General features: G+C 67.5%; 22 protein-coding genes and 1 other RNA gene. 9 read left to right on the plus strand and 14 right to left on the minus strand.

Features of this window, described 5'->3' with window-relative positions; translation table 11 throughout:
- Window positions 1–57: 57 nt before the first annotated feature.
- The 10 genes from murF to sppA all read right to left on the minus strand — a co-directional run bounded on the left by murF (window position 58) and on the right by sppA (window position 10269).
- Window positions 58–1464, minus strand: coding sequence for a UDP-N-acetylmuramoyl-tripeptide--D-alanyl-D-alanine ligase (murF, locus tag HZ989_RS05900; protein ID WP_209322693.1), 1407 nt, complete (start codon window positions 1462–1464; stop codon window positions 58–60).
- Window positions 1457–2908, minus strand: coding sequence for a UDP-N-acetylmuramoyl-L-alanyl-D-glutamate--2,6-diaminopimelate ligase (locus HZ989_RS05905; RefSeq protein ID WP_209322694.1), 1452 nt, complete (start codon window positions 2906–2908; stop codon window positions 1457–1459). The genes murF and HZ989_RS05905 overlap by 8 nt, the downstream gene beginning before the upstream one ends.
- Window positions 2905–4653, minus strand: coding sequence for a penicillin-binding protein 2 (locus tag HZ989_RS05910; RefSeq protein WP_209322695.1), 1749 nt, complete (start codon window positions 4651–4653; stop codon window positions 2905–2907). Before HZ989_RS05910 ends, HZ989_RS05905 begins: the two co-directional genes overlap by 4 nt.
- Complete coding sequence (locus tag HZ989_RS05915) at window positions 4650–5057, minus strand: cell division protein (RefSeq protein WP_209322696.1); 408 nt, start codon at window positions 5055–5057, stop codon at window positions 4650–4652. Before HZ989_RS05915 ends, HZ989_RS05910 begins: the two co-directional genes overlap by 4 nt.
- Window positions 5054–6007: a 16S rRNA (cytosine(1402)-N(4))-methyltransferase RsmH gene (gene rsmH / locus HZ989_RS05920; protein ID WP_209322697.1), complete on the minus strand. Its 954-nt coding sequence runs from the start codon at window positions 6005–6007 to the stop codon at window positions 5054–5056. Before rsmH ends, HZ989_RS05915 begins: the two co-directional genes overlap by 4 nt.
- Window positions 6004–6471 carry a division/cell wall cluster transcriptional repressor MraZ gene (locus HZ989_RS05925; protein WP_209322698.1) on the minus strand — a complete coding sequence of 156 codons (468 nt, stop codon included), beginning with the start codon at window positions 6469–6471 and terminating at the stop codon, window positions 6004–6006. The genes rsmH and HZ989_RS05925 overlap by 4 nt, the downstream gene beginning before the upstream one ends.
- 406 nt (window positions 6472–6877) lie before the next feature.
- Window positions 6878–7257, minus strand: an RNA gene (gene rnpB, locus HZ989_RS05930) — RNase P RNA component class A.
- A gap of 32 nt (window positions 7258–7289) precedes the next feature.
- Window positions 7290–8084 (minus strand): N-acetylmuramoyl-L-alanine amidase, encoded by a 795-nt coding sequence (locus HZ989_RS05935; RefSeq protein WP_209322699.1) that lies wholly within the window; start codon window positions 8082–8084, stop codon window positions 7290–7292.
- Window positions 8059–8373, minus strand: a complete 315-nt coding sequence (locus tag HZ989_RS05940) for a hypothetical protein (RefSeq protein ID WP_209322700.1) — start codon at window positions 8371–8373, stop codon at window positions 8059–8061. Before HZ989_RS05940 ends, HZ989_RS05935 begins: the two co-directional genes overlap by 26 nt.
- A gap of 120 nt (window positions 8374–8493) precedes the next feature.
- Window positions 8494–10269: a signal peptide peptidase SppA gene (gene sppA, locus HZ989_RS05945; protein ID WP_209322701.1), complete on the minus strand. Its 1776-nt coding sequence runs from the start codon at window positions 10267–10269 to the stop codon at window positions 8494–8496.
- Between the two features lie 158 nt (window positions 10270–10427).
- Between sppA and murG the strand changes: the two genes are divergently transcribed.
- From murG to HZ989_RS05960, 3 genes are all read left to right on the plus strand, one after another.
- On the plus strand, window positions 10428–11537 hold the full coding sequence (gene murG / locus HZ989_RS05950) for an undecaprenyldiphospho-muramoylpentapeptide beta-N-acetylglucosaminyltransferase (protein WP_209322702.1): 1110 nt from the start codon (window positions 10428–10430) through the stop codon (window positions 11535–11537).
- Between the two features lie 209 nt (window positions 11538–11746).
- On the plus strand, window positions 11747–12685 hold the full coding sequence (locus HZ989_RS05955; protein ID WP_209322703.1) for an IS1595 family transposase: 939 nt from the start codon (window positions 11747–11749) through the stop codon (window positions 12683–12685).
- Between the two features lie 45 nt (window positions 12686–12730).
- Window positions 12731–12949: a hypothetical protein gene (locus tag HZ989_RS05960; protein ID WP_209322704.1), complete on the plus strand. Its 219-nt coding sequence runs from the start codon at window positions 12731–12733 to the stop codon at window positions 12947–12949.
- 259 nt (window positions 12950–13208) lie between these two features.
- On the opposite strand, the gene HZ989_RS05965 is transcribed toward HZ989_RS05960, so the two are convergent.
- The gene (locus tag HZ989_RS05965; RefSeq protein WP_209322705.1) at window positions 13209–13379 is read right to left on the minus strand and encodes a hypothetical protein; all 171 of its coding nucleotides are present in this window, start codon (window positions 13377–13379) and stop codon (window positions 13209–13211) included.
- A gap of 416 nt (window positions 13380–13795) precedes the next feature.
- On the opposite strand from HZ989_RS05965, the gene HZ989_RS05970 reads away from it, so the two are divergent.
- From HZ989_RS05970 to HZ989_RS05995, 6 genes are all read left to right on the plus strand, one after another.
- A complete protein-coding gene (locus tag HZ989_RS05970; RefSeq protein WP_245162476.1) occupies window positions 13796–15622 on the plus strand; it encodes a tetratricopeptide repeat protein in 1827 nt (608 codons plus the stop codon).
- Between the two features lies 1 nt (window position 15623).
- Complete coding sequence (locus tag HZ989_RS05975; RefSeq protein WP_209323058.1) at window positions 15624–16502, plus strand: 4-(cytidine 5'-diphospho)-2-C-methyl-D-erythritol kinase; 879 nt, start codon at window positions 15624–15626, stop codon at window positions 16500–16502.
- 189 nt (window positions 16503–16691) lie between these two features.
- The gene (locus HZ989_RS05980) at window positions 16692–17585 is read left to right on the plus strand and encodes a glycine--tRNA ligase subunit alpha (protein ID WP_209322707.1); all 894 of its coding nucleotides are present in this window, start codon (window positions 16692–16694) and stop codon (window positions 17583–17585) included.
- The gene (gene glyS, locus HZ989_RS05985) at window positions 17585–19819 is read left to right on the plus strand and encodes a glycine--tRNA ligase subunit beta (protein WP_209322708.1); all 2235 of its coding nucleotides are present in this window, start codon (window positions 17585–17587) and stop codon (window positions 19817–19819) included. The genes HZ989_RS05980 and glyS overlap by 1 nt, the downstream gene beginning before the upstream one ends.
- 300 nt (window positions 19820–20119) lie before the next feature.
- The gene (ppdK, locus tag HZ989_RS05990; RefSeq protein ID WP_209322709.1) at window positions 20120–22798 is read left to right on the plus strand and encodes a pyruvate, phosphate dikinase; all 2679 of its coding nucleotides are present in this window, start codon (window positions 20120–20122) and stop codon (window positions 22796–22798) included.
- A 34-nt stretch (window positions 22799–22832) separates the two neighbouring features.
- A complete protein-coding gene (locus HZ989_RS05995; RefSeq protein WP_209322710.1) occupies window positions 22833–23165 on the plus strand; it encodes a ketopantoate reductase family protein in 333 nt (110 codons plus the stop codon).
- A 39-nt stretch (window positions 23166–23204) separates the two neighbouring features.
- Here the strand turns inward: HZ989_RS05995 and HZ989_RS06000 are convergent, their stop codons facing one another.
- The 3 genes from HZ989_RS06000 to HZ989_RS06010 form a co-directional block, all read right to left on the minus strand.
- A complete protein-coding gene (locus tag HZ989_RS06000) occupies window positions 23205–23477 on the minus strand; it encodes a hypothetical protein (protein WP_209322711.1) in 273 nt (90 codons plus the stop codon).
- Window positions 23478–23621: 144 nt separating this feature from the next.
- Complete coding sequence (locus tag HZ989_RS06005; RefSeq protein WP_209322712.1) at window positions 23622–24032, minus strand: hypothetical protein; 411 nt, start codon at window positions 24030–24032, stop codon at window positions 23622–23624.
- A 19-nt stretch (window positions 24033–24051) separates the two neighbouring features.
- Window positions 24052–25203 carry a beta-ketoacyl-ACP synthase III gene (locus HZ989_RS06010; protein WP_209322713.1) on the minus strand — a complete coding sequence of 384 codons (1152 nt, stop codon included), beginning with the start codon at window positions 25201–25203 and terminating at the stop codon, window positions 24052–24054.
- Between the last annotated feature and the right edge of the window lie 80 nt (window positions 25204–25283).

The following is a 25283-nucleotide window of genomic DNA, read 5'->3' on the forward strand; positions in this document are numbered from 1 at the left end:
GACCCCAGATTCCTGGCCCTCACGGGGCGTGCGCGGCACGACCCTGTTTGAGGGCGGCTATGCATCCGCCCGCTCTAGCCGGGCCAGCGCCGCCGCTACAAGGGAGGCTTTGGACCCGTTCGAGCCCTTGACCATGACGATATCTTTCGGACCGGCCAGATCGGCGGCCTGCTCCGCCAGCGCCGTCGCGGTCTCGGCCCACACGCCCCGGCGTTCGGGTGTCACCGCGTCATAGAGGTGGCGCATCTGGGGGCCTGCCGCATGGACCACGTCGATGGCGGCGGCTTCGATGGCGGAGGCCAGGCCCGCGTGCAGGGCCACGGACTGGTCGCCCAGTTCCAGCATGTCGGTCAGGACCACGACGCGGCGACCGCCCCGCTCGACCGGCTTTGCGCCCAGGCTGAGGAAGCCCGCCTTCATCGACAGCGGATTGGCGTTGTAGCTCTCGTCGATCAGGGTGAAGGCCCCTTTCGGCAGATGCACCAGCCGCGTCTCGCCTCTCCCCTTCAGTGGCTCGAAATGGGCCAGGGCCTCCAGCGCCGTCTCGACCGGCACGTCCAGGGCATCCAGCATCAGGATGACGGCCAGGCTGTTCAGGCCCCAGTGGAAGCCGGACTGGCGAAGCGGGAAGACATGCGTCCGCCCATAGACCTCGGCCGTCACGCGAGCGCCTTCGGAGCCTGGCATGAAGTCGATCAGGCGCGCATCGTGCGCGGGCTCGGAGCCGAAGGTCGCGACGCGGGCCCCGACGCGAAGCGCGGCCTGATGCAGCATCTCGACCCATGGATTGTCGCCGTTGATGACCGCCAGGCCGCCAGGGCCGAGGCCCTGGAAGATGGCTGCCTTTTCGCGCGCGACCCCCGCCTCCCCATCGACGAAGGCCTCGATGTGCACCGGGCCGACCGTGGTGACGCAGGCGGCGTGGGGCTGGACCATCCTGGCCAGCGGGCCGATCTCTCCCGGCGCGTTCATTCCGATCTCGAACACCGCGCGTTCGGCCGACGGGTGCATGCGAGCCAGCGTCAGGGGCACGCCGATGTGGTTGTTGTAGCTCTTGATCGAGGCGTGTGCCGGGCCGGCGAGGTCAAGGCCGGCCTTGATCGCCTGGGTGACGCTGGTCTTGCCGACGCTGCCGGTGACGGCACCGCGCCGGACGTGGGGCGCGCGGTCGCGGGCGGCGGCTCCGAGGGCCTCCAGGGCGTGGAGCGTGTCGGGCACAACGATGCAGGGGCCGCCGTCGACCGGGCGTTCGACCAGCGCACCTGCGGCTCCGGCGGCGAAGGCGCCGGAGGCGAAGTCATGACCGTCGCGCGCACCCTTGAGCGCCAGGAACAGGTCGCCCGGCTCGATCTCGCGGCTGTTGTAGGTCAGGCCACTCGCGTCGAAGACCCCGCCCTCGATCCGCCCGCCGGTCGCGACGGCTATGTCTTGCGCCGTCCAGAGAGGCGGTGTCGGTTCAGGCATCTACGCGCAAGGCCTCGGCGAGTTCGGTGGCGTCGTCGAAGGGATGAGTCGTCCCGCCCACGATCTGACCCTGTTCATGCCCTTTTCCGGCGACGACCACCACATCCCCGTCGCGCATCATGCCGACAGCCTCGCGGATGGCGGCGCGACGATCGCCGATTTCGAGCGCGAAAGGGCACCCCGTGCGAACCTGGGCGCGGATGGCCTTGGGGTCTTCCGAGCGGGGGTTGTCGTCGGTGACGATGGCGATGTCGGCCAGACGACCCGCGATCTCGCCCATCAGGGGACGCTTGCCCTTGTCGCGGTCGCCGCCGGCCCCAAACACCACGATGAGACGGCCGGAGGCGTGGGGGCGAAGGGCCTTCAGCACGGTCTCGAGCCCGTCGGGGGTGTGGGCGTAGTCGACATAGGCCTCACCCCGGCCACCGGACACGCGTTGCAAGCGGCCGGCGGCGCCGGTGATCTTTTCGAGGGCGTGGAGGACCCTGGCCGCATCCTCGCCGGCGGCGATGCACAGGCCCGCTGCGACGAGGGCGTTGGAGGCCTGGAAGGCACCGGCGAGCGGCAGCAACACATCGTGGCGATCACCGCGTACGTCGAGGATCAGGCGCTGACCCTCCGGCACGGCGCGGCGTTCGACCAGCGACAGGTCCCGGCCCCGCTCGCCCACGCCCATGATGCCAAGCCCCGACATGATCGAGGCCGCGGCGAAGTCATTATAGGCCTCGCTGTCTGCGTTCAGCACGGCGGTCCTGCCGCGCGGCAGCAGGGTCTCGAACAGGCGCAGCTTGGCGGCCCGGTAGGCCTGCATGTCGCCGTGATAGTCGAGGTGATCCTGGGTCAGGTTGGTGAAGGCGGCGGCTTTCAGCGTCACGCCGTCCAGGCGGCGCTGATCGATGCCGTGGGACGAGGCTTCGAGCGCCAGATGGGTCACGCCGCCCTCGGCCAGGGTGGCCAGCAAACGCGCCGCGTCACCGGCGTCGGGGCTGGTCAGGCCGGGCGGGGTCAGGCTTTCGGTGATCGCGCCCGACTGGGCGACGATGCCCAGAGTGCCCATGCTGGCGGCCTTGATGCCGAGTGCCGCCCAGATCTGGCGGCAGAAGGCCGCGACCGAGGTTTTTCCGTTGGTGCCGGTGACGGCGACGCAGGTGGCGGGCTGGGCACCATAGAAACCCCGCGCGGCCAGGGCATAGGCGCGGCGGACATCGCCGGACCGGACCAGCAGGGGCGCAGCTCCGTCAGGTGTGTCCTGAGGGGCGAGCACAGCCGCAGCCCCCTGCGACAGGGCCTGGGGGATGAAGGCACGGCCGTCGGCGGCGGTGCCGGGCAGGGCGACGAACAGGGATCCGGTGGTGACCTTTCGGCTGTCGGCCGTGACGCCGGTGATCATCGGGTCGGCGGCCACGTCGCGGCGCAGGAGGTCGGACAGGCGGATCGTGCTCATTGCGCAGCCACCGTCGTGGCCGGCGGATCGAAGCGGCGGGCCAGACCGAGGAAGGGTGCGATGCGGTCGGCGACGCGGCCGACGACGGGGGCCGCGATGGCTCCGCCCAGGCGCGAGCCCTGGCTGGGCTCGTCGATCAGGACGAAGACGACATACCGCTGGGTGTCTGTCGGCCCGTCCGAGGGAAAGACGGCGGCGAAGGAGGCGAGCCCGTAGCTGGGGTCGTAATGGCCGTTGACCAGCTTGTTGGCCGAGCCGGTCTTTCCGCCGACGTGCAGGCCCGGCGCATCGGCCTGCTTGCCCGAGCTGTGCAGGACGTTGGCGCGCATCAGCTGGCGGATCTCGGCCGAGGTCTCGGGGCGGATGACGCGGCGACCCTCGACGCCAGCGCCGCCACGGCGCAGGGACAGGGGGCGATAGAGACCCCCGTTGACCAGGGCCACGGTCGCGGCCGTCATCTGCAACGGCGTGATCATGATGCCGTAGCCGAAGGACAGGGAGGCGCGGGTGGAGTCCGACCAATCGCGCGGCGTACGCGGCCGGGCGCTTTCCTTCAGCTCGATCGGAGCCGCATCCAGCAGGCCGAGGCACCGGAAATAGTCGCGCATGGTCTGGGGAGTCATTTCGACGGCCAGACGCGACGTGCCGATGTTGGAGGAGTGCAGATAAACTTCTTCCAGCGACAGAACCTTGTTGGCGGCGTGGAAGTCGTTGATGGGGCGGCTACCGATCATATAGGTTTGAGACGCATCCAGCATGGTGTTCATGTCGGCTTGGCCGGTATCCAGGGCGGCTGCGATGGTGATGGTCTTGAACACCGACCCCATCTCGTAATGGCCAGAGGTCACGCGGTTCAGGGCCTGGTCGTCGGTCGCGGCCCCGCGCCGGTTGGCGTCGTAGGTCGGCCAGGACGCCATGCCGAGAATTTCGCCCGTTCTCGCATCGGCGACGACGCCGACCGCGCCTTTGGCCCCGACGGCCGAGGCGACGGCATTGAGTTCGTTCTCCAGCACGCCCTGGACCCGCAGGTCGATCGACAGGGCAAAATCCTGGCCTCGCTGACCGGCGGCGCGGATGTCGTCGTTGAAGGCCAGTTCCGCCCCGGACACACCCTGTCCGCCCGTGTCCGCCACGCCGATCAGATGCGCGGCCGACGCGTTCAGCGGATAGACGCGACGGTCCTCGGGTTCGAACGAGATGCCACCGAGCGCCAGGGCGTGAACCGCCTGTCGCTCCGCAGGCGTCAGCCCCGGCTGGACGATCTGGCGACGGTCTCCGTCCAGGGCGTGGCGCAGTTTTGACGCCGGGACCCGGGGCAGGGCGCGGCGGATTTCGGTGAAGGCTGCCTCGCGGTCCCAGACCTCGGAGGGGTCGATATAGAGGCCGTAGTGGACGACGTTGGTGGCGAGCAGGGCACCATTGCGGTCGGTCAGGTCGCCTCGCGTCAGCGCCCCGGCCGCGGCGGTGGACCCGCCGCCGTTCCTCGGCGTGAACAGGGCGGAATATGCAGCGCCGATCGCAAGCCCACTGAACACGATCGCGAAAACGATCTGAATGACGAAGATGCGGACGCGGGTGTCTTCTTCCGGACGCGCGTCGGCATGGGCGCGCTCGAAGGCGTGTTCGACGAACCAGACGGCCTCCGACGCCCAGCGCAGCCAGGGCGAGACGGTCGAGGTGATGGGGCGGCCCTGGCGAACGGAGGACGGCGGCGGCCGATAGAAGCGGTGGTCCTGAACGCTCATCGCGGCTCCCCCGGTACGGATGGGGCCGCGGGGTCCGCAGCGGGGGCCGTGGCGGGGGCTGCGGTCGCCGTTACGACGGGCGCGGCCTTGAGTTCGGCCAGCCGGGCTTCGTCGGCCTGGCGCGTGGCGGGGACGGGGGCCAGGCCCGCGCCGCGCGACAGGGCCTCAAGCCGACCGGGCTGTTCCAGGCGGGCGGCCTCGGCGCGCAACAGACGGACGCGCTGGCGGGTCTCGGCGATGTCGTGTTCCAGTCGGCTGATCTCGGCGCTCTCGCGGGCCGCGGCGGCCTTGGCAATGTAGACGGAGAAGACCAGGGCACCGACGACGACGAAGCCGATGATCTCGATCCAGCGGATGCCGCGGACCTTCCAGTCGAACAGGGCCTGGACCGGATTGGGCGTCATGCGGCCATCCTCCAGGCCGGAGCGTCGGTGCGGACGGCGGCCCGAAGCTTGGCCGAACGGGCGCGGGGATTGTCGGCCAGCTCCACCTCTCCCGCCTCGCGCGCGCCCTTGAACTGCAGAGTGAAGCTGGGCTTGCGGGTCTCGACCGCCATCGGCGCATGACGGGAGCCGCCGGGCGCATTGCCGGTCCGCTCGGTCAGGAAGGCCTTCACGATCCGGTCTTCCAGCGAATGAAAGGTGACGACAGCCAGGCGTCCGCCCGGCGAAAGGGTAGCCTCGGCCGCTTCCAGCCCGGCCGTCAGCTCGCCCAGCTCGTCGTTCACGGCGATGCGCAGGGCCTGAAAGGTGCGCGTGGCGGGATGGGTCGGGGCCCCGCGACGGCCGCCGAGGGCGCGTTCCACGACGTCGGCCAGATCCAGTGTGCGCGTGAAGGGCCGGGCCGTCCGGCGGCGCAGGATGGCCGTGGCGATCCGGCCCGACTGACGCTCGTCGCCATATTGCTTCAGGATGTGGGCCAGGGGGCCGTGGTCCCAGGTGTTCACGATGTCGGCGGCGCTGTCGCCGTCACGCGACATCCGCATGTCCAGCGGACCATCGCGCATGAAGGAGAAACCGCGTTCGGCCTCGTCCAGCTGCATCGACGAAACGCCGATGTCGAAGACGACGCCGTCGAGGCGGTCCGCGCCGCTGTCGGCGAAGGCCTCGGCCAGCCCCGAGAAGGCGGAGCGGACCAGGGTGAACCGGCCGGGGTGGTCATTGGCGACAGCGTCGGCATGCGGCTGTACCGTCGGGTCCCGGTCCAGGGCGATGACGGTGGCCCCGGTTGCCAGGATCGCGCGCGTGTAGCTGCCCGCGCCGAAGGTGGCGTCGATGATCACATCGCCCGCCGCGGGCGAAAGGGCCTCGATGACCTCGGACAGCAGGACGGGGGCGTGGGGGGCGGCGCTCATTGATCGTTACCCGGCATGCGGCGGCGGGCGGTGTCGCCGCGTTCGCGCATGGCCTTTCTGGCCAGGACGCGGCGGTCGTCCTTGCGGTCGTTCCAGCGGGCGCGGTCCCAGATCTGGAAGCGGGGCCCCATGCCGACGATGACCACGTCTTCGCCCAAGCCCGCTTCCTGGCACAGGCTTTCGGGCAGGGTGATGCGCCCGCCGCCGTCATAGGCCAGCTGTTTCTGGCCGCCATAGACGGTCTCTTCCAGGGCGGTGCGCCAGTCGTCACCGAAGGGCAGGGCCTCGATCATGGCGACGTATTCGTCCATCAGCCTGTCGCCGCCGGCCTCCAGGCAATCGGACTCGACCGAGAAGAAGCAGAAGACGCCGTGCTCGGCCCCATTGGCAGCCGTGCGGAATTCCTGAGGGATCAGGAGACGGCGCTTGCCGTCCAGCTGCTTCTCACTGGTTCCGAGAAACACGCCTGCCTATCGGGCCCACCTGGACCCGCTCCCCGATCATCCCCGCGCCTGAAGTGCCGACGCCGCCCATCCCCAAATCAGGAAATTGGGATAGCATGGGACTAGTTGGGTCTCAATGGGATCATGAAGGTATTTTTAACCACGATCGGCCTGTTGTTGGTCGGCTACACTGACTGAAACAGAACATACATAGAACACGGCAAGTATTAACAGCCTGTGGGCAGTGTGCGCCGCGTTTCGGCCCAGGGGGTTAATGAGGATGAGGCTTCAGGAACCCGTCCGTCACCACGCGAATCTGGGCTGACCCGCCCGCAGCCCCGTTGTCTTCGGTGCCGGGCAAGGAGGCCGCGGACACGGGCCTTGTGGCCCGGCGAGCCGGACGGTCGTCCGCTCATCCTGAAGAAAAAGTGCCAGACGGCCTGTAAGCCGGGTTCTGTCCCGCACCGGGGTGCGGTGACGATCATTCCTCTGGACCACCCGTCGCCGGATGGTTCTCGCGACCTACCCGGACGCCTCGGGCGGTGAACCCTGCGGACCGAAATCCGCGCGACGTCCCTATTCGGTCTTGCTCCAGGCGGGGCTTGCCATGCCGTCGCTGTTGCCAGCCACGCGGTGGGCTCTTACCCCACCCTTTCACCCTGACCCCGGAACAAGTCCGGGGCGGTTTGCTTTCTGTGGCGCTATCCCTCGGGTCACCCCGGGCGGGCGTTACCCGCCGCCTTTTCACCGTGGAGCCCGGACTTTCCTCGACGAAGCGAACCCCGCCGCGACCGCCCGGCCGTCTGACCGGGGCTAGGTGGACGCTTTGGGACGGCAGGTCAATTCAGGACGCCGGTCATGCTTTCCGCAGTGGCAAGCTGCAGCACACCCATGAGCGTCGCGCGTGTCTCGCCGTCGGCGATACCGTCGACCCTGGCCGGCCGCCAATGACGCTGGAAGGCCTCGACCGTGATGCGGGTAACGTCGGTGTATTTCCCGTCCGGCAGGGGTTCATAGCCCAGCCGATGCAGTCCCGCCTGCAGGACGTGGACGCCCAGACCCTCGTCACCGACCGTCAGGGGTGGGCCCAGGGCGGCGATGCGTTCGGCGGCGGGTTCGAACCACAGGCCCTGGCGATGCCCGGCCAGGCGCTTCCACGGAAAGAGTTCGCCGGGATCCTGTTTGCGGGTCGGAGCGACGTCGGAATGGCCCAGGATGCGGGCGTCCTCGACGGACCAGCGGGTGCGGATGTCGTCGATCAGGGCGATGACGGCTTCGATCTGTGCGTCCGGGAACAGGCGATAGCCGAATTCATGGCCCGGATTGACGATCTCGATGCCGATGGAGACAGCGTTGATGTCGGTCTCACCCCGCCACCACGACTTACCTGCATGCCAGGCGCGCCGTGCTTCATCGACCAGTCGGAGGATCGATCCGTCCTCATGGACGACATAGTGGGCCGAGACCTTCGCCTCGGGGTCGCGCAGGCGTGCAATGGCGGCCTCGGCCGTCTCCATGCCGGTGTAGTGAAGCAGGATCATATCCGGCGGTACGCGCCGCTGGTCGAAGTTCGGAGACGTAGCCTCGGTAATCGAACGCACTGCCGTCTTATCGGCCCTGACGTTCCCAGCCATAGGTCACCCAGGTGTCGCCGACCTTGGTGGCTTCGATCACATCATCCGAGCGACGGGCGTGGATCGTGACCTTGCGACGCGCCCGCACGGCCAGGCCGGCGAAGAAGACCAGCACGCTGGCGAACAGGGCGATCACGGCGACGGCGGCGGCGGTGAAGACCGCCAGGATCGCGCCGACCGTCAGGGCCGCCACAGCCGCGATCAGGCCCCCCAGCCACATGATCGGAGCCATAAGCCCGGTCTTGCGACGGTTCTGAAACCCGAGGGAGGCGTAGCGGTCCTGCGTCATCACTGGTCCTTGGTCGAGCGCGCCCGGAGGAGGTCGAAGGGAACGCCTGAATCGCAATGTCGGTCCACAGAGATGAACCGTCAATGACCGACTGCTTCAAAGGCGAGTGTGTCGCGGCCTTCAGAGGGGTTGGTCGGCCAGAACCGAGGCTCCGCTGCTGCGCATCCGGTCCATCTCAACGCGATTGAGCACGGCGCGGGTCTGGGGGTCGGACATGACGCCGCCCAGCGTGACCAGCGCCTGCGCGGCCTCGGACTGCACGCCGAAGGCCGACGACAGGGCTTCCCACGGCGACTGGGGCGTCGGAAATCGCTTGAAGCGGACCGAGGTGTCGGACGGGATGTTGGCGAGCTCCCGGGCCTTGCCGATCGCCTCGGTCAGGCCGCCGAGTTGATCGACCAGACCCAGGGTCTTGCCCTGCGCGCCCGTCCACACGCGGCCACGCGCGATCTCGCGAACGCGGGCGATGGGCAGGCGACGACCGGTCGAGACCCGCTGGACGAACTCCTCATAGGTCCGGTCCATCGAGGCAGAGAAGGCGGCCCGCTGGCTTTCGGTGAAGCTCCGGCTCGGCGCAAAGGCATCGGCATAGTCGCCGCCGACCGACAGGCCGCGCAGATCGACGCCGAACCGACCGAGCGCCTCGGACACTACGAACTTGCCGCCGAACACGCCGATGGAGCCCGTCAGGGTCGAGGGTTGGGCCACGATCCAATTGGCTTCCGAGCTGATCCAGTATCCGCCCGACGCGGCATAGTCGCCCATGGAGACCACGACCGGTTTGCCCGCCGCCTTCGCCGCACGCACGGCGGCAAGAATCTGTTCGGATGCCTCGGGCGATCCGCCGGGCGAGGACACCCGGAAGACGATGGCCTTGACCGACTTGTCCTCGATGGCGTCGTATATGGCCTCGGCCGTATCGTCGGAGTGGATCGAGGATCCGCCACCGAAGCCTCCCCCGCCCCCCGTGCCGGTGACGATGGCCCCTTCGCCGCCCACGATCGCGATGGCGTCGCGACCCGAGCCGGTGCGCTCGCCCTTGGACGAGGCGTAGTCATCGAACTCCAGGATGTCGGACCCACGTCCGGCCCGACGCCGGGCTTCGGCCTCGGCCTCCTCGACCTGACCGATCCTGTCGATCAGCTTGGCCGACAGGGCCTGGGGCGCGGAATAGGGGCCAGCCTCGATCGTGGTCTTCAGCGCGTCCGCCGTCATCTTCCTGTCGAAGGCGGCATTGGCGATGGCGCTGTCATAGATGGACGTCATCCAGGCCGTCATCGCCTCGCGGTGCGGGCCGGTGTAGTCGGACTGGGTGTATTCGTTGACGGCGTTCTTGTACTCATAGCGCTGCTCGAACTCGGCGCGGACTCCATATTTGTCGAAGGCGCGGCCCAGAAACACGGAGTCGGCCGAGAAACCCGTGGCCTGGAAGTTGGCCGTATTCTGCATCCAGAGCTCGGACGCCGAGGCTCCGACCATATAGCTGGAGATCACGGTGCCGACCGGCTGGAAGCCCTGCGAATGGGCGATGACCGGCTTGCCCGAGGCGCGGAAGCGGCGGACGGCCTGACGGATCTCGTCGGCGGAGGCGGGACTGATCCCGGCCTCCGGCAGGCGGATCAGAAGGACTTTGACATGATTGTCCTTCTCGGCCTGGGCCAGGGTGTCGACGATCTGCATCACCGACAGACCGCCGCCGCCGAAGGCCGCGAACGGATTGGTCGAAGCCTGATCGGTCAGGCCTTCACGCAGGTCCAGTTCCAGCACGGCATTGACCGGCGTCACCGGCTCCTTGGCCGATGCGGCGGCACCGACGATCAGAACGATCGGCAGGACGACGACGAACAGGATCAGGCCGGTAAAGACACCGAGCACGGTCAGGAAGAACTGCTTCATGGGGAGGCGGCGGTCCGATCGAGCGGCCACGTCGGCCACGCCTGACCATAGAGGGCGGTGCGTTGCGGTCAAATGAACGTGGCGTAACGGGACATCGTGGCGCAGAACTTCCGCCGGGCAGGATGACGCAGGCAGAGGGGTCGGCTAACACCTCGATCATGAGCAGACTCTGTGTCGTCGCCGCCGGGGGTACCGGGGGCCACATGTTCCCGGCCGAGGCCCTGGCCCGCGAGATGGCAGGGCGCGGCTGGCGCGTGGTGCTGGCCACCGACCATCGGGGCGAGCAGTACGCCCATGCCTTTCCGGCCGAGGAACGGCTGGCGCTGGATGCCGCCACCGGCTCTGGCCCGGTGGCCCTGGCCAGGGCGGGTGTCGCCATCGTGCGTGGGGTGCAGCAGGCCCGCTCGGCCTTCACCCGTCTGAACGCCGATGTCGTAGTCGGCTTCGGCGGCTATCCGTCGGCTCCGGCCCTGCTGGCGGCGATCCTGCAGAAGCGCCCGACCCTGATCCACGAACAGAACGCCGTTCTGGGCCGCACCAACCGCATCCTGGCCCCCCATGTGCGCAACGTGGCCTCGTCCTTTCCGACGCTGGAACGGGCCAGCCCTGCCGTGAAGGCCCGCAGCCACGTCGTCGGTGCCCCCGTCCGCGCCGACATCCGCGCTCTCTACGACCGTGCCTACGCCCCGCCCGTCGATGGTCCTATCCGCATCCTGGTCACCGGCGGCAGCCAGGGCGCGCGAATCCTGTCGGAAACCACCCCCCGCGCGCTCGCGGCCCTGCCGGACGCCATCCGTCGTCGCCTGAAGGTCCAGCAGCAGTCGCGCCCCGAGACCCTCGAAGCCGCTCGCCAGATCTACCTCGAGGCCGGGATCGAAGCCGAGGTCGCGCCCTTCTTCCGCGACATGGCCGGTCGTCTGTCGCAGGCCCATCTGGTCATCGGCCGGGCAGGGGCCTCGACCTGCGCCGAGCTGGCGGTGGCCGCCATGCCGTCGATCCTGATCCCGCTGAAGATTGCCACCGACGATCACCAGCGCCTCAATGCGAAACTGCTGACAGACGTCCACGCCGCCGGGATGATCCTGGAGGACGATGTGACGGTGCCGTCCATGACCGATGCTGTCGCGGCCGTCCTGGCCGACCCGGCGCGCCTGCCGTCCATGAGCGCCGCCGCCCGCTCCGTCGCCATCCCCGACGCCGCCCGGCGGCTCGCCGACCTGGCCGAGGCAACGGCGCTTTCTTCCCTCTCCCGGAGGGAGAGGGCTTGAGCGCCCGGGAGCCGTCAGGCGATCGGTCTTGCGCGAAAGGGTGAGGGGTTACGGTACGAACCGGTGAGGTCTCACCCCCTCACCCTTTCGGCTTGGCGCATCGCTTCCCCCCAACCTGATCGGGGGCTCAAGCCCTCTCCCTCCGGGGGTGATTATATACGTGACAAAGCAGGATTGATCTTGTAGGGTTTTCTCACTGGAGAGACTCGATGAACCTGACCGATCCGATCTTCACCGACGCTGACAAAGCCCGCGCCCATCTGGAGAAGACCCGCTGGCCCCACGGCCCGGTCTGCCCTCATTGCGGCGTCGTGAACGAAGCTACGTCCATCAAGGGCAGGAGCGCCCGCGCTGGCCTGTATCAGTGCAATGCCTGCCGTGAGCAGTTCACCATCACGGTCGGCACCGTCTTTGAGCGTTCCAAGGTTCCGCTGAACAAATGGCTTCTGGCGACCTACCTCATGTCGTTCAGCAAGAAAGGCATCAGCGCCCATCAGATCGGCCGCACCCTGGGTGTGACCTACAAAACCGCGTGGTTCATGTGCCACCGCATCCGCGAGGCTATGGCAGAGAACAACCCGGCTCCTCTGGGCGGTGAAGGCAAAATCGTAGAAGCCGACGAAACCGTGGTCGGCGGCAAGGAACGCAACAAGCGCCTGTCCAAGCGCAACCCGAAGAACATCGGCGCGGTCGGTAAGCAGGTCGCCTTCACACTGGTCGAGCGCAACGGTCGCGCCCGCTCGTTTCACGTCGCCAACGTCACCGGCAAAACACTGCGCCCGATCATGGTCGCCAATGTGGACCGCAAGTCAGCCCTGATGACCGACGACGCGGGCCAATACCGCCCGATCGGCAAAGAGTTCGCCAGCCACGAATCCGTCAATCACGGGATCGAGGAATACGTTCGCGGCGCGGCTCATTCCAATACCGTTGAAGGCTTCTTCTCGCTCCTCAAGCGCGGGATCATCGGCACCTTCCACCACGTCTCGGAAGCCCACCTGAAGCGCTACCTAGCCGAGTTCGACTTCCGCTATTCGCACCGCGTCGGTCTGGGCATCAATGACACGATGCGCACCGACGAAGCCCTTCGCGGCATTGGTGGCAAGCGCCTGATGTATCGGCGGGCTGACAAAGCCTGTTACGCTTAAGCAGAAGGCGCGACGCTTTTTCCAAAAGCGCGCCAAGGGGCAGACATGACCGACCTCAAAAGCAATGAGATTGCCCTGCTGCGCATCGTGGCGGACTTGGCGAACGATCACGGGCTCGCGTTAGTCAGCAAGATCATCGACACTTATGGGACCGGCTATGTGAGCCTTGCTCCTGACCTGAAGACGCGAGGCTATCTCGTCCGGGGTGGCGAGATAAACTTCCTTGCCCTTACGGAACGGGGCCGCCGGGCCATCGGTCAATAGGGGTAGCGCCTCAACTGACGGTGTCGGATTTATCTCCACCGCCAGAGGGCAGTCCAAGATCAGTGCGAGACGCGGACTTCCATGCACGCCGTTTTCCATCAGAACCTTGACGCCCGTAACCGCAAACTGGCTTGAAAAGCTCTCGCCAGTCGTAAGGTCAAAGAGTTCGCACATCTCGCCGCCATAACCGACGAGCTTGAGCGTGTGGAGGCGCCGACCAGAAGCATCCATCGTCACGCCTCCAGCGAAACAAGTTATCTCAGTCAGACCCATCGGTCGGGGCAGCTTTGCCCGGCGGGGACTTGGCGGGCGCGTGCGGCTTGTGCGGTGTGTTCACGAGATTGCGCAGCACACGCTCGAATTCAGCATCCGCCGCCCGATCCATCGCCTCATCCTCCGAATCGCGCTCGTTTTTCGGTGATTCGTCCATATCAAGCCCCGAAATTTGATTCGGGCGACTCGACTCCGAACCCGAAACACTCCGAATTGCTCATGTGCTGTTGGCAGAGCGATTCGGGCGGACCACTTGTGGCCCGCCCGGTCGCTGAACCTCTTGCAGGAGGTTTTCAGCACTGGCGCACCCGGCGACCACCGGTGCCTTTGAGGGCCACTGACAGGCCCTCATTGCCCGCCGTAACCCGTCATGACGACGATACGCTGCGAAACGCGAGTCGTCATCAAAATGTTCTCAGCCCGCGAAGGGCTCTCTTAGTTTCAAAGCACCGGCCTGTCGGGCGGAATCATAGTCTGATCCGGTTTGCTTTGTCACGTATATCATTGCCCCCTCCGGGAGAGGGAGACATCACAGCAAGCCCCTTGCGGACGGGCCACAAACTCGCGACGTTCATGTCCATGCGCATCCTCCTCGTTTCGGCCTCCCTCATCGCCCTTGCCAGTGCTGGAGCCGCCGCCGCCCAGGATGCGCCGCCCGTATCCGACCCGGCCCCGCGCCGACCGAACATTGTCGTCGTTCCCGAGCCCTCGCCCCCCCTGATCGTGGATGGGGCAAACGCGGCCCCTCCGTCAGCCCCGACCATCGAGGCCATCCCCCGCGTCTGGTCGCCCGCCCCGCGCGACGGTCAGGGCCGCAGCGCCTATGGCCTCTATCTGTCGGGCCGGTCCGCCCTGAGTTCGGGCGAGTCCGCCGAAGGGGCCGATCTGATGGCCCGGGTCGAGAGCCTGACCCCCGAACAGCCCATCGTGCGCGAACAGGCCTTCACCTCCGCGCTGCTGGCTGGCGATCTGAACCTGGCCGCGCGCATTTCGCCGGATGCAGGCGTCTCGCCGGTGATCTCGGAGGCCGGGGTCCTGGTCTCGGTGGTGCAGCAGCTGGGTGCCGGTCAGGCGCGCGAGGCGAACGCCGCGCTGAAGGCTCATCCCATCGGCGCACCCCATGCGCGCGCCGGCGCCCTGATCGCGCCCTGGGTCGCCGCCGCCGCAGGGGACTGGGAAACGGCGCTGGCCGAGCCCAATCCCACGGCCGATCGTCTGATCGTCTTTCTGGGCCGCTACGACCGCGCGCGCCTGCTGGAAATTCGCCGACGCCATGACGAGGCGGACGTCGTCCTGAAGGCTCTGGCGCAGGACGCCCGCACCGGCGCGCTGTTCCGCCTCGCCTACGGCAACTTCCTGGAGCGACGGGGTCGTCGTGAAGAGGCCCTGGCGGTCTATGATGCCGGTCTGGCGGCCGGAGCGACGGATCCCGCCCTGACCGTCGCCCGCGCCCGCGCCGCCGCTGGCGGCCGGCCGCCCGAACTCCCCAGCCTTCGCGAAGGCGCGGCCGAGGCCCTGACCATCGCCGCCCAGCAGGCCTCGGACGAGGGAGCCCATGAGTTTGCAGTCGTCTATCTGCGTCTGTCGCTGAATCTCGATCGCCATCCGGCCTCGCTCTTTCGCCTGGGCTCGACGCTCTCCCAGGCCAATCTGGAAGGCCCGGCGCAGGCGACGCTGCAGGCGGTGCCGGACGACGATCCGGTCGTCTATGCCGCAGCCCGCGTCGCTCTGGGGCTGACGCTCGACAAGGCCGACAAGCCGGAGGAGGCCCTCGCCGCCTTACGTCAGGCCGAGGGGGCGACGCCCTCCGATTCCCGTATCGCCGGCCTGATCGCCAGCCAGCTGATGAAGCTGGAACGCTGGGAAGAGGCGCTGACGGTGCTGAACGGCCCGCTGCTGAACACCGCCGACCAATCGGCCAATGTCCGTTTCCTGCGTGGCGTCGCCTATGAATCGCTGGACCGTGTGCCCGAGGCCGAAGGCGAACTCTGGGCTGCGCTGCAGGCCGAGCCGAACGAACCCTCGTTCCTGAACTATCTGGGCTATCTCTGGGTCGACAAGGGCACCCGCGTCGCCGAGGGGGCCGCCATGATCCAGCGCGCCCACGCTGCGGACCCCGAGGACGGCAATATCCAGGACAGTCTGGGCTGGGCCCAGTATCGCCAGGGCCAGTATGAAACGGCCGTCGACACCCTGGAACAGGCCGTCGCCAAGGAGCCCGCCAATGCCGAGATCAACGACCATCTGGGCGACGCCTACTGGCAGGTCGGCCGTCGGCGCGAGGCCGGCTTCCAGTGGAACCGTGTCCTGACGCTCGACCCCGACGCCGAACGCAGGGCCGAAGTGGAAAGGAAGCTGGAACAGGGCCTGACCGACGTCGCCCCGCCGACCGGGGGCTGATCTGGCGATCCTGACGCGGCTGGCCCCGGCCAAGGTCAATCTGTTCCTGCACGTCGGGGCGGTGCAGCCGGACGGCTATCATCCTCTTTCCAGCCTGGTGGCCTTCGCCGACGTCGGCGACATCGTCTCGGTCGAGCCGGCCGATCGGCTGTCCCTGACCGTGACCGGTCCCTTCGCAGGGGGGCTGGAGGGGCAGGGAGACAATCTGATCCTCAAGGCCTTGCGGGCCCTGGCCGCCGATCGGGGCATGGCCGACCTGCCGCTGCATGTCACCCTGGACAAGCGTCTGCCCATTGCGGCCGGCCTGGGCGGCGGCTCGTCCGATGCGGGCGCGGCGCTCCATCTGGCCAATCAGGCGCTCGGCCTCGGCCTGTTGGAGTCCGCGCTCGAAGACCTGTCCCGGGTCGTCGGGGCCGACGGCCCCATGTGTCTGCGCGCGCGCCCGGCCTGGGCGGAGGGGATCGGCGAACGCCTGACCGAGGTTCCCGATCTACCGTCCCTGCACGCGGTTCTCTACAATCCGGGTCGCCCGTCGCCGACCGGTGCCGTCTATCGCGCCTACGATGCCGACCCGTCGGGCGAACCCGTGCGTCCCCATCCGCCGTCCGACTGGAGTCCGGACACGGTCATCGCCTGGCTGGCCCGGACGCGCAACGATCTGGAAGCTCCTGCCGCCCGGCTCGAGCCGGCTATCGCGATCGCCTTGCAGGACCTGGCCGCCCAGCCGGGTGCGCGGTTGGTCCGGATGTCCGGATCCGGCGCGACCGTCTTCGGCCTGTTCGACAGTGCGGCCGAGGCGCGACAGGCCGCCGGGAAGCTTGACCGCAATCATGGTCCCGGTTGGGCCGTTGCCGCACGTCTGGGCGGTAACGCGCCCTAAGGGGAAACCGACATGCTTCGCCCCCGCCTTCCGGGTGCCACCGCAGCCATCGCCCTGTTCGGTGCCGGCCCGACCTTCGCCCGGGACGCCACCCCAGACCGCAGTCGTAATCTCACCTTCGCAGTGAGTTGAGTTGGAAGGCGGTGGGCCCTAGGGTCCGCCGCCTTTCTCCTTGCCTGAAGACTCCCCGTGGCCGCACAGACCGAACCGCTCTCCTTTCAGGATCTGATCCTCACGCTCCAGCGCTACTGGGGCGATCAGGGCTGCGCGATCCTGCAGCCCTATGACATCGAGGTGGGGGCGGGGACCCTGCATCCGGCGACGGTGCTGCGGGCGCTCGGCCCCCGGCCGTGGAAGGCCGCCTATGTCCAGCCCAGCCGCCGGCCCGGCGACGGCCGCTATGGCGAGAACCCCAACCGCCTTCAGCACTACTACCAGTTCCAGGTCATTCTGAAGCCGAATCCCGACAACCTGCAGGAGCTGTATCTCGGCTCGCTCCGCGCCATCGGCATCGATCCGGCCCTGCATGACATCCGCTTTGTCGAGGACGATTGGGAGAATCCGACCGTCGGGGCCTGGGGCCTTGGCTGGGAAGTCTGGTGCGACGGCATGGAGGTGACCCAGTTCACCTATTTCCAGGGCGTCGGCGGGCTGGAGGTCGACGTCGTCTCGGGTGAGCTGACCTATGGGCTGGAGCGTCTGGCCATGTACGTCCAGGGCGTCGACAACGTCTACGATCTGAAGTTCACCCGGGACGGCACGACCTATGGCGAGGTCTTCCTCGAGAACGAGCGCCAGCAGTCTCAGGCCAATTTCCACGGCTATGACGTCGAGGGCCTGAAGCGCCGGTTCGAGGACATGGAGGCGGAGTCGTCGCGGCTGCTGGCCATGACCGGGCCGCAGGGTCAGCCACTGGTCCTGCCGGCCTACGACCAGGTCCTGAAGGCGTCGCACCTGTTCAACCTGATGGACGCGAGGGGGGCCATCGCGGTGGCCGAACGCCAGAGCTACATCGGCCGCATCCGCGACCTGTGTAAGGCCTGTGCCCTGGCCTATGTCGAGCAAGAGCGGGGAGCCGCCTGATGCCCCAACTCCTACTCGAACTCTTTTCCGAAGAAATCCCCGCCCGCATGCAGGCGGGGGCCGCGCGTGATCTCGAACGCATGGCGAGCGAACGGCTGAAGGCCGCCGGCCTGAGCTGGGATACCCTGACCACCTACGCCGGCCCGCGGCGGTTGACGCTCGTGATCGAGGGCCTGCCCGCCGCCACGCCGGATCGCTCGGAAGAGCTGAAGGGCCCCCGCGCCAACGCCCCGGAACAGGCGCTGGAGGGGTTCCTGCGCAAGACCGGCCTGACGCGCGACCAGCTGACCGAGCGCGACGGCGTCCTGTTCGCCGTGATCGAGGAGGCGGGTCGCCCGACGACCGCCGTGATCGCCGAGACGGTGGACCAGATCGTCCGGGCCTTCCCCTGGCCCAAGTCGATGCGCTGGGGCTCCGGCACCCTGCGCTGGGTGCGCCCGCTGAAGCGGATCGTGGCCCTGTTCGACGGGGCCGTGGTGCCGTTCGAGATCGACGGCATCCGATCTGGTGACGTGACCGAGGGCCACCGCTTCATGGGGTCGGGCCAGCCGTTTGCCGTGAAGGATTTCGCCGACTATCGGGCGAAGCTGGAACAGCATTTCGTCCTGCTGGATGCCGCCGACCGCAAGCTGAAGATCCTCGAGGCCGCCCGTGCCGCCTGCCAAACGCAAGGGCTGGAGCTGGTCGACGACGACGGCCTGCTGGAAGAGGTCGCCGGCCTCGCCGAATGGCCGACGCCGATCCTGGGCGACATGGACCCGCAGTTCCTCGACCTGCCGCCCGAGGTGGTCCGTTTGTCCATGAAGGTGCACCAGAAATATTTCGCGGTGCGACGGCCCCCCTCGAGCCCTGAGCCATCTCCCCCCTCCGGGGGGAGTACCCGCGAAGCGGGGGAGGGGGGCCTGGCCCCCAACTTCATCGTCGTCGCCAATGTCGAGGCCTCCGACGGCGGTGTGGCCCTGGCCGCCGGCAACAGTCGCGTCCTGTCGGCCCGCCTGAACGACGCCCGCTTCTTCTGGGACGAGGACCGCAAGACCGGCTTCGACGTCTGGAACGAGAAACTGAAGGGCGTCACCTTCCACGCCAGACTGGGCACGATGGCCGAGCGCGTCGACCGCATCGCCGCCCTCGCGCGCGAGATCGCCCCCCTCGTCGGCGCCGACCCCGATCAGGCTGAAACCGCCGCCCGCCTCGCCAAGGCCGACCTGGCCTCGGGCATGGTCGGCGAGTTCCCCGAGCTGCAGGGGATCATGGGCGGCTACTACGCGAGAGCCTTGCCCCCCTCGAACCCTGCTCTGCAGGCTTCGGTCCCCCCGGAGGGGGGACATTTGCCCAGCCAATCTCCCCCCTCCGGGGGGAGTACCCGCGAAGCGGGGGAGGGGGGTTGTTCCAATGCCATCGCCGACGCCATCCGCGACCACTACAAGCCGCAAGGCCCGGCGGACTCGGTCCCGACCGCGCCCCTGACGGTCGCTGTCGCCCTTGCCGACAAGCTCGACACCCTCGTCGGCTTCTTCGCCATCGACGAAAAGCCCACGGGGTCGAAGGATCCGTTCGCGCTGCGGCGGGCGGCGCTGGGGGTGATCCGGTTGATCGAAGCAGGGAATGTACCGATCGAACTGAGGGGCAACGATCTGCTCTTCAACCATATCAAGCGAATGCCAAACATGGCTGACGCCGTCTATTTGCAGGTGGCACCGATTCTCGATGCAATCACGTTCGACTTCCTCAGCGATCGATTGGAGGTCTTTCTCCGAGACCGAGGCACCAATATCGAAACCGTTCGTGCTGCTTTTGGGCGGACCTTAAGTGGCTTCAAACCTGTCGATCTCATCGCGAGCGTCGAGGCGCTCGACGCCTTCCTCGCCACCGACGACGGGGCCAATCTGCTGGCCGGCTACAAGCGCGCCTCCAATATCCTGAAGGCTGAGGAGAAGAAGGGGCCCGTCCCGACCGGCGAACCGGGTGTCCCCGACGGCATCCCCGCACAGGAGGCGACCCTGATCTTTGCGGTCAAGGGCGCGGCATATGAGGTCGCCAAAGCCCTCGAGGCCGAGGATTTTGCCGAGGCCATGCGCCAGCTGGCCCTGCTCCGCGCGCCCGTGGACGCCTTCTTCACCGACGTCATGGTCAACTCCGACGTCCCCGAAGAGCGGGAGAACCGCCTGAAACTGTTGGGTCAGGTGCGCGACGTCATGGGCCGGGTGGCCGACTTCGGGCAGGTTTCCGGCTGACCCTCTCCCGGCGGGAGAGGGCTTGAGGCTCGCAGAGCGCAGCGATGCGCCAGCCGAAAGGGTGAGGGGTTAAGGTGCGAAAGGGTGAGGGCATGACCCCTCACCCTTTCGCGCAAGGATGATCGCTGCGCGCTCATGCGCTCAAGCCCTCTCCCTCTGGGAGAGGGTTCAGGACGGAACCAACCCCTCCTCATCACCCTTTGTTACATCCCGGTCTCGCCTTCGCGCGCCGGGCGCGTTAGTCAGGCCGACCGAGCGGGGCCTACCCGCCGATCTCGACGCGACCTCAGGGGACTATGGATGACACAGTGGGTGTACGGCTTCGGCGGCGGGTCCGCCGATGGCGATGCGTCGATGAAGAACCTGCTGGGGGGCAAGGGTGCCAATCTGGCGGAGATGTCGTCCCTGGGGCTGCCCGTTCCTCCGGGCTTCACCATCACCACCGAGGCGTGCGTCCACTACTATTCCAACGGCCAGAACTACCCCGACGGCCTGCACGGCCAGGTCGCTGAAGGATTGGCCAAGGTTGAGGCCGTCGTCGGCAAGACCTTCGGCGATGCGTCCAACCCGCTGCTGGTCTCCGTCCGCTCCGGCGCTCGCGCCTCCATGCCCGGCATGATGGACACGGTGCTGAACCTCGGCCTCAACGACGAGACGGTCGAGGGGCTGGCGAAACTGTCGGGCGACCGCCGCTTCGCCTTCGACAGCTATCGCCGCTTCATCACCATGTATTCGAACGTCGTGCTGGGCCTGAGCCACGACGATTTCGAGGAGGTCCTGGACGACCACAAGGACCGCCTCGGCGTCACCGTCGACACCGACCTGTCGGCCTCGGACTGGGAAAAGGTCGTCGCCGAATACAAGACGGTGGTCGAGCGCGAGCTGGGTCAGCCCTTCCCCCAGGATCCGCATGAACAGCTGTGGGGGGCGGTCTCGGCCGTATTCGCCAGCTGGATGAACGACCGGGCGAAATTCTATCGCCGCATGCACGACATCCCCGAAAGCTGGGGTACGGCCGTCAACGTCCAGTCGATGGTGTTCGGCAACATGGGCGAGACCTCGGCGACCGGCGTGGCTTTCACCCGCAACCCCTCGACCGGCGAGGCACGACTGTACGGCGAGTTCCTGATCAACGCCCAGGGCGAGGACGTCGTCGCAGGCATTCGCACGCCCCAGTCCCTGACCCGGATCGGCCGCGAGGAGATGGGTGAGACCGCGCCGTCCATGGAAGAGGCCATGCCCACGGTCTTCGCCCAGTTCGTCGATGTCGTCGGCAAGCTGGAAACCCACTACCGCGATATGCAGGATATCGAGTTCACGGTCGAACAGGGCCGACTGTGGATGCTGCAGACCCGCAACGGCAAGCGCACCGCCAAGTCGGCGCTGAAGATCGCCGTCGACCTCGCGGCAGAGGGCGTGATCTCGCAGGAGGAAGCCATCAGTCGGGTCGAGCCGTCGGCGCTGGACCAGCTGCTGCACCCGACTCTCGATCCGGACGCGACCCGCTCCGTGATCGCCACCGGCCTGCCCGCCAGCCCCGGCGCCGCGACCGGCAGGATCGTGTTCGACGCCAATGAGGCCGAGCGGCTGGGTCAGCTGGGCGACGCCGTCATCCTGGTCCGCGAGGAAACCAGCCCCGAAGACATCCACGGCATGCACGCGGCGCGCGGCATCGTCACGGCGCGCGGCGGCATGACCAGCCACGCGGCCGTGGTCGCGCGCGGCATGGGTCGGCCCTGCGTTTGCGGGATCAACGCCCTGTCGATCAACGAGCATGCCGGAACCTTCACCGCCCACGGCCGCACCTTCAAGGCGGGCGAGATCATCACCATCGACGGCTCGAAGGGCGAGGTGCTCGAAGGGTCTGTCGCGATGATCGAGCCGGAGCTGACAGGCGATTTCCAGACCCTGATGGCCTGGGCCGACAAGGTTCGTCGCCTGAAGGTCCGCGCCAATGCGGAGACCCCGCAGGACGCCAGGACCGCGCGCGGCTTCGGGGCCGAGGGCATCGGCCTTTGCCGCACCGAGCACATGTTCTTCGACGAGGCCCGGATCGCCGCCGTGCGCGAGATGATCCTGGCCGATGACGAGGCCGGCCGTCGCACGGCGCTGGCCAAGATCGAGCCGTTCCAGAAGTCGGACTTCGTGGAGCTGTTCACCATCATGGCCGGCCTGCCCGTCACGGTGCGGCTGCTGGATCCGCCGCTGCACGAATTCATTCCCCACACCGACGAGGACATCGACGCGCTGGCGGCGGCCTCCGGCATCGACGCCGCCAAGCTGAAACGCCGGGCCCGCGAGCTGCATGAGACCAACCCCATGCTCGGCCACCGCGGCTGCCGTCTCGGGGTCGCCTATCCGGAAATCTACGAGATGCAGGTGCGCGCGATCCTGGAGGCCGCGCTGGAGGTGAAGAAGACGGCCGCCGAGGCCCCGATCCCCGAGATCATGCACCCGCTGGTCGCCATGGGTCTGGAGATGAAATATCTGCGTGAGCTGACCGATCGCACGGCGAGGGACGTGTTCGACAAGGCCGGCGACACGGTTGAATACCTGGTCGGCACCATGATCGAACTGCCGCGCGCCGCCCTGCGCGCCGGCGACCTGGCCGAATACGCCGAATTCTTCTCCTTCGGCACCAACGACCTGACCCAGACGACCTTCGGCATCAGCCGGGACGACTCCGGCCGCTTCCTGCAGGCCTATATGGACAAGGGCATCTTCGAGACCGACCCCTTCGTCCGTCTGGACCAGGAGGGCGTAGGCGACCTGATCCGCATCGCGGCCGAACGGGGCGGGGCGGTCCGTCCGGACATCAAGATGGGCATCTGCGGCGAGCACGGCGGGGACCCGGCCTCGATCGCCTTCTGCGAACAGGTCGGCCTCGCCTACGTCAGCTGCAGCCCCTACCGCGTGCCGATCGCACGGCTGGCGGCGGCCCAGGCGGCGCTGAACGTGGAGCGCGAGAAGGATCGTTGATCGCCTTCCCTTCTCCCTTGAGGGGCGAAGAGCCATGAAGATCGCCGTGGTCGGTCCCGGTGCCATCGGCGCGACGGTCGCGGCGCACCTGTCGCATAACCTCGATGACCTGACGGTCTGCGTTCGAACCGTGTTTGATCATTTGGTCGTCGATACACCAGCCGGCCGCATCGAGGCGCTGCCGCACATCTTGACCCGCCCGGATCCGGCGCAGTCAGTCGAATGGGTGCAGGTGGCAACCAAGGCCTATGACGTTGAGGCGACCGCTCTCTGGCTGGCCAGGCTGGTGGGACGCCCGATGGAGTGGGATGCCCGGAAGGCGACATCGCCCGCCTCGGCACCCGACACGGGATTTCCACGCCGCTGAACCGGATGGTCGCAACCCCGCTGTCGGCGATGAAAAGGGCTAGGCTGGAGCACCCGGCTGTAGCGCCCATCGCATCGACCCCTCGCCGAACGGGCGCGAGAACCACTGCGAATAGCGATCAAAGGCCTCGACGACGGCCTCGCGAAGGTCCTGGGTCACCGGCTCGCCTCGGGTGCGCTTCAGCGCTGCCACGCAGTCGATGACGGTATTCTGGTGCGCAGATCCGCCCAGTGATCTCAGCACTGTCGCCACATCGCGGGCGAGGGCTTCCAGGAAGCCGGGCTGTTTGGGGCCGGCGGGCGCGTCGGACAATCCGGACTCTCCGTGATCGGCGGTGTCAGGCTGGCGAACGTCATTCCAGACTCATCCGTCGCGTGCAAGCCATGTCGGTGTTCGTCGGGTCATCAGTTCGTGATCGGACTGATACGGCTGCTGCACGCATCCACGGCGCGCCCGTCAGGCCGGTCTGCAGATCCGCGCGCGGGCATTGCTCCAGCACCGCCCCGACAGGGTCACGGCCCCCAGCGGGGCCTGGGCGTGGGACGCCCCCTCGCCGCCGTTCCAGGAGGCCTCGGTCACGCCCTCAAAGGTGTTGAGATAGACGAACACCTTCGGCGGGGAGATCGTGCCGGTGTTCAAGGTGATCGTGGTCGGATCGCTGTCGTCGACCGGGCAGGGCGCGTCGAGATAGACCTTTTCGTCCACGGCGATAAGACAATGGGTTGGGTCCGGTTCGGACACCGCTTTGGCGGCCTGCACCGTGACCGGAGCCTCGGTCGCGTTGCCGGTCCGGGGCTCTGTCGTGGTCCTGCCGCAGGCCCCGAGAGCGAACACCGCCAGTGCGACCGCGATTGATCCATCCCTCATCACCAACCCCTCCCTGTTTTCAGCCCCGTTGTCGCACGAACACCGTTCCGGCAGAATAGCCTGCGCCAAAGCTGCAGATCAGCCCCGTTTCGCCCGCTTCGAACCCGTCGTTGTGCAGGTGGAAGGCGATGATGGAGCCGGCCGACGAGGTGTTGGCGTACTCGTCCAGGATGATCACATTCTCGGCTTCGGTCGGGTCGCGGCCCAGGACCTTGCGGCCGATCATCGAGTTCATGTTGATGTTGGCCTGATGGAGCCACAGGCGCTTCAGGGCCGTGGGGTCGAGACCAAGATCACCCGCATGGTCGATGATCATGTCCGACACCATCGGCACGACGTCCTTGAAGACCTTGCGACCCTGCTGGATGAACAGCTTGTCGTCCTGCTGGCCGGCGGGGCGGTCCGATCCGGCGGCCGCGCCCGTCTCCCCGGCCCAGCGGTTCAGGAAGCCGAAGTTGTTGCGGATATTGTTGGAGAACACCGTCTTCAGCCGGGTCCCCAGGATGTCCCAGCCGCCCGGACCGGCCGTCTCCGACGACTCCACGATCACAGCGGTGCAGACGTCGCCGAAGATGAAGTGGCTGTCGCGATCGGTGAAGTTCAGGTGCGCCGAACAGACCTCCGGGTTGACCATCAGCACGGCCCTGGTCGGGTCGTTGGCGAGGAAGTCGGCCGCCGTCTTGATGCCGAAGGTCGCCGAGGAACAGGCCACGTTCATGTCGAAGCCGAAGCCCTCGATGCCCAGCGCCTGCTGGATCTCGATCGCCAGGGCCGGATAGGGGCGGGGCATGTTGGAGGCCGCGCACAGGACCGCACCGATCCCGCTGACCGGCTTGCCCCAGGCTTCGATGGCCTGCTGCGCCGCCTTGACGGCCATTTCGGCCATGATCGACAGTTCGTCGTTGGACCGTTCGGCGAGGTACGGAGCCATCCGCCCGGGATCCAGGATGCCCGCCTTGTCGAGGACGAACCGGCTCTTGATGCCCGACGCCTTCTCGATGAAGGCCTCGGACGACGGCGTCAGGGCTGCGACATCGCCCTCGGCGATCTGGCCCGCGTGGGCAGCGTTCCATCGCTCGGCCCAGGCATTGTAGGCCTCCACCAGTTCTGCGTTGGAAATGGACTGTTCGGGGGTGAACAGTCCGGTGGCGGCGATAACAGCGTGTGGCAAGTGGTTGTCCCTAACGCTCGCCTCGCTGAGGCTCGCTACTTGAGGGACGTTTGGCGTCCGCTCGGGTCGATCTGATGTGC

The organism is Brevundimonas sp. AJA228-03 (assembly GCF_017795885.1).
Classification (GTDB): Bacteria; Pseudomonadota; Alphaproteobacteria; order Caulobacterales; family Caulobacteraceae; genus Brevundimonas.

Excerpts from the sequence above, each read along its gene's own strand:
- HZ989_RS06005 (WP_209322712.1), bottom strand. The coding sequence starts at position 24,032 with ATGAGGGATGGATCAATCGCGGTCGCACTGGCGGTGTTCGCTCTCGGG.
- HZ989_RS05965 (WP_209322705.1), bottom strand. The coding sequence starts at position 13,379 with ATGGACGAATCACCGAAAAACGAGCGCGATTCGGAGGATGAGGCGATG.
- murF (WP_209322693.1), bottom strand. The coding sequence starts at position 1,464 with ATGCCTGAACCGACACCGCCTCTCTGGACGGCGCAAGACATAGCCGTC.
- HZ989_RS05915 (WP_209322696.1), bottom strand. The coding sequence starts at position 5,057 with ATGACGCCCAATCCGGTCCAGGCCCTGTTCGACTGGAAGGTCCGCGGC.
- HZ989_RS05995 (WP_209322710.1), top strand. The coding sequence starts at position 22,833 with ATGAAGATCGCCGTGGTCGGTCCCGGTGCCATCGGCGCGACGGTCGCG.
- rsmH (WP_209322697.1), bottom strand. The coding sequence starts at position 6,007 with ATGAGCGCCGCCCCCCACGCCCCCGTCCTGCTGTCCGAGGTCATCGAG.
- HZ989_RS05935 (WP_209322699.1), bottom strand. The coding sequence starts at position 8,084 with ATGGCTGGGAACGTCAGGGCCGATAAGACGGCAGTGCGTTCGATTACC.
- murG (WP_209322702.1), top strand. The coding sequence starts at position 10,428 with ATGAGCAGACTCTGTGTCGTCGCCGCCGGGGGTACCGGGGGCCACATG.
- HZ989_RS05905 (WP_209322694.1), bottom strand. The coding sequence starts at position 2,908 with ATGAGCACGATCCGCCTGTCCGACCTCCTGCGCCGCGACGTGGCCGCC.
- HZ989_RS05955 (WP_209322703.1), top strand. The coding sequence starts at position 11,747 with ATGAACCTGACCGATCCGATCTTCACCGACGCTGACAAAGCCCGCGCC.
- HZ989_RS05940 (WP_209322700.1), bottom strand. The coding sequence starts at position 8,373 with ATGACGCAGGACCGCTACGCCTCCCTCGGGTTTCAGAACCGTCGCAAG.
- HZ989_RS05960 (WP_209322704.1), top strand. The coding sequence starts at position 12,731 with ATGACCGACCTCAAAAGCAATGAGATTGCCCTGCTGCGCATCGTGGCG.
- HZ989_RS05910 (WP_209322695.1), bottom strand. The coding sequence starts at position 4,653 with ATGAGCGTTCAGGACCACCGCTTCTATCGGCCGCCGCCGTCCTCCGTT.
- HZ989_RS05970 (WP_245162476.1), top strand. The coding sequence starts at position 13,796 with ATGTCCATGCGCATCCTCCTCGTTTCGGCCTCCCTCATCGCCCTTGCC.
- sppA (WP_209322701.1), bottom strand. The coding sequence starts at position 10,269 with ATGAAGCAGTTCTTCCTGACCGTGCTCGGTGTCTTTACCGGCCTGATC.
- ppdK (WP_209322709.1), top strand. The coding sequence starts at position 20,120 with ATGACACAGTGGGTGTACGGCTTCGGCGGCGGGTCCGCCGATGGCGAT.
- glyS (WP_209322708.1), top strand. The coding sequence starts at position 17,585 with ATGCCCCAACTCCTACTCGAACTCTTTTCCGAAGAAATCCCCGCCCGC.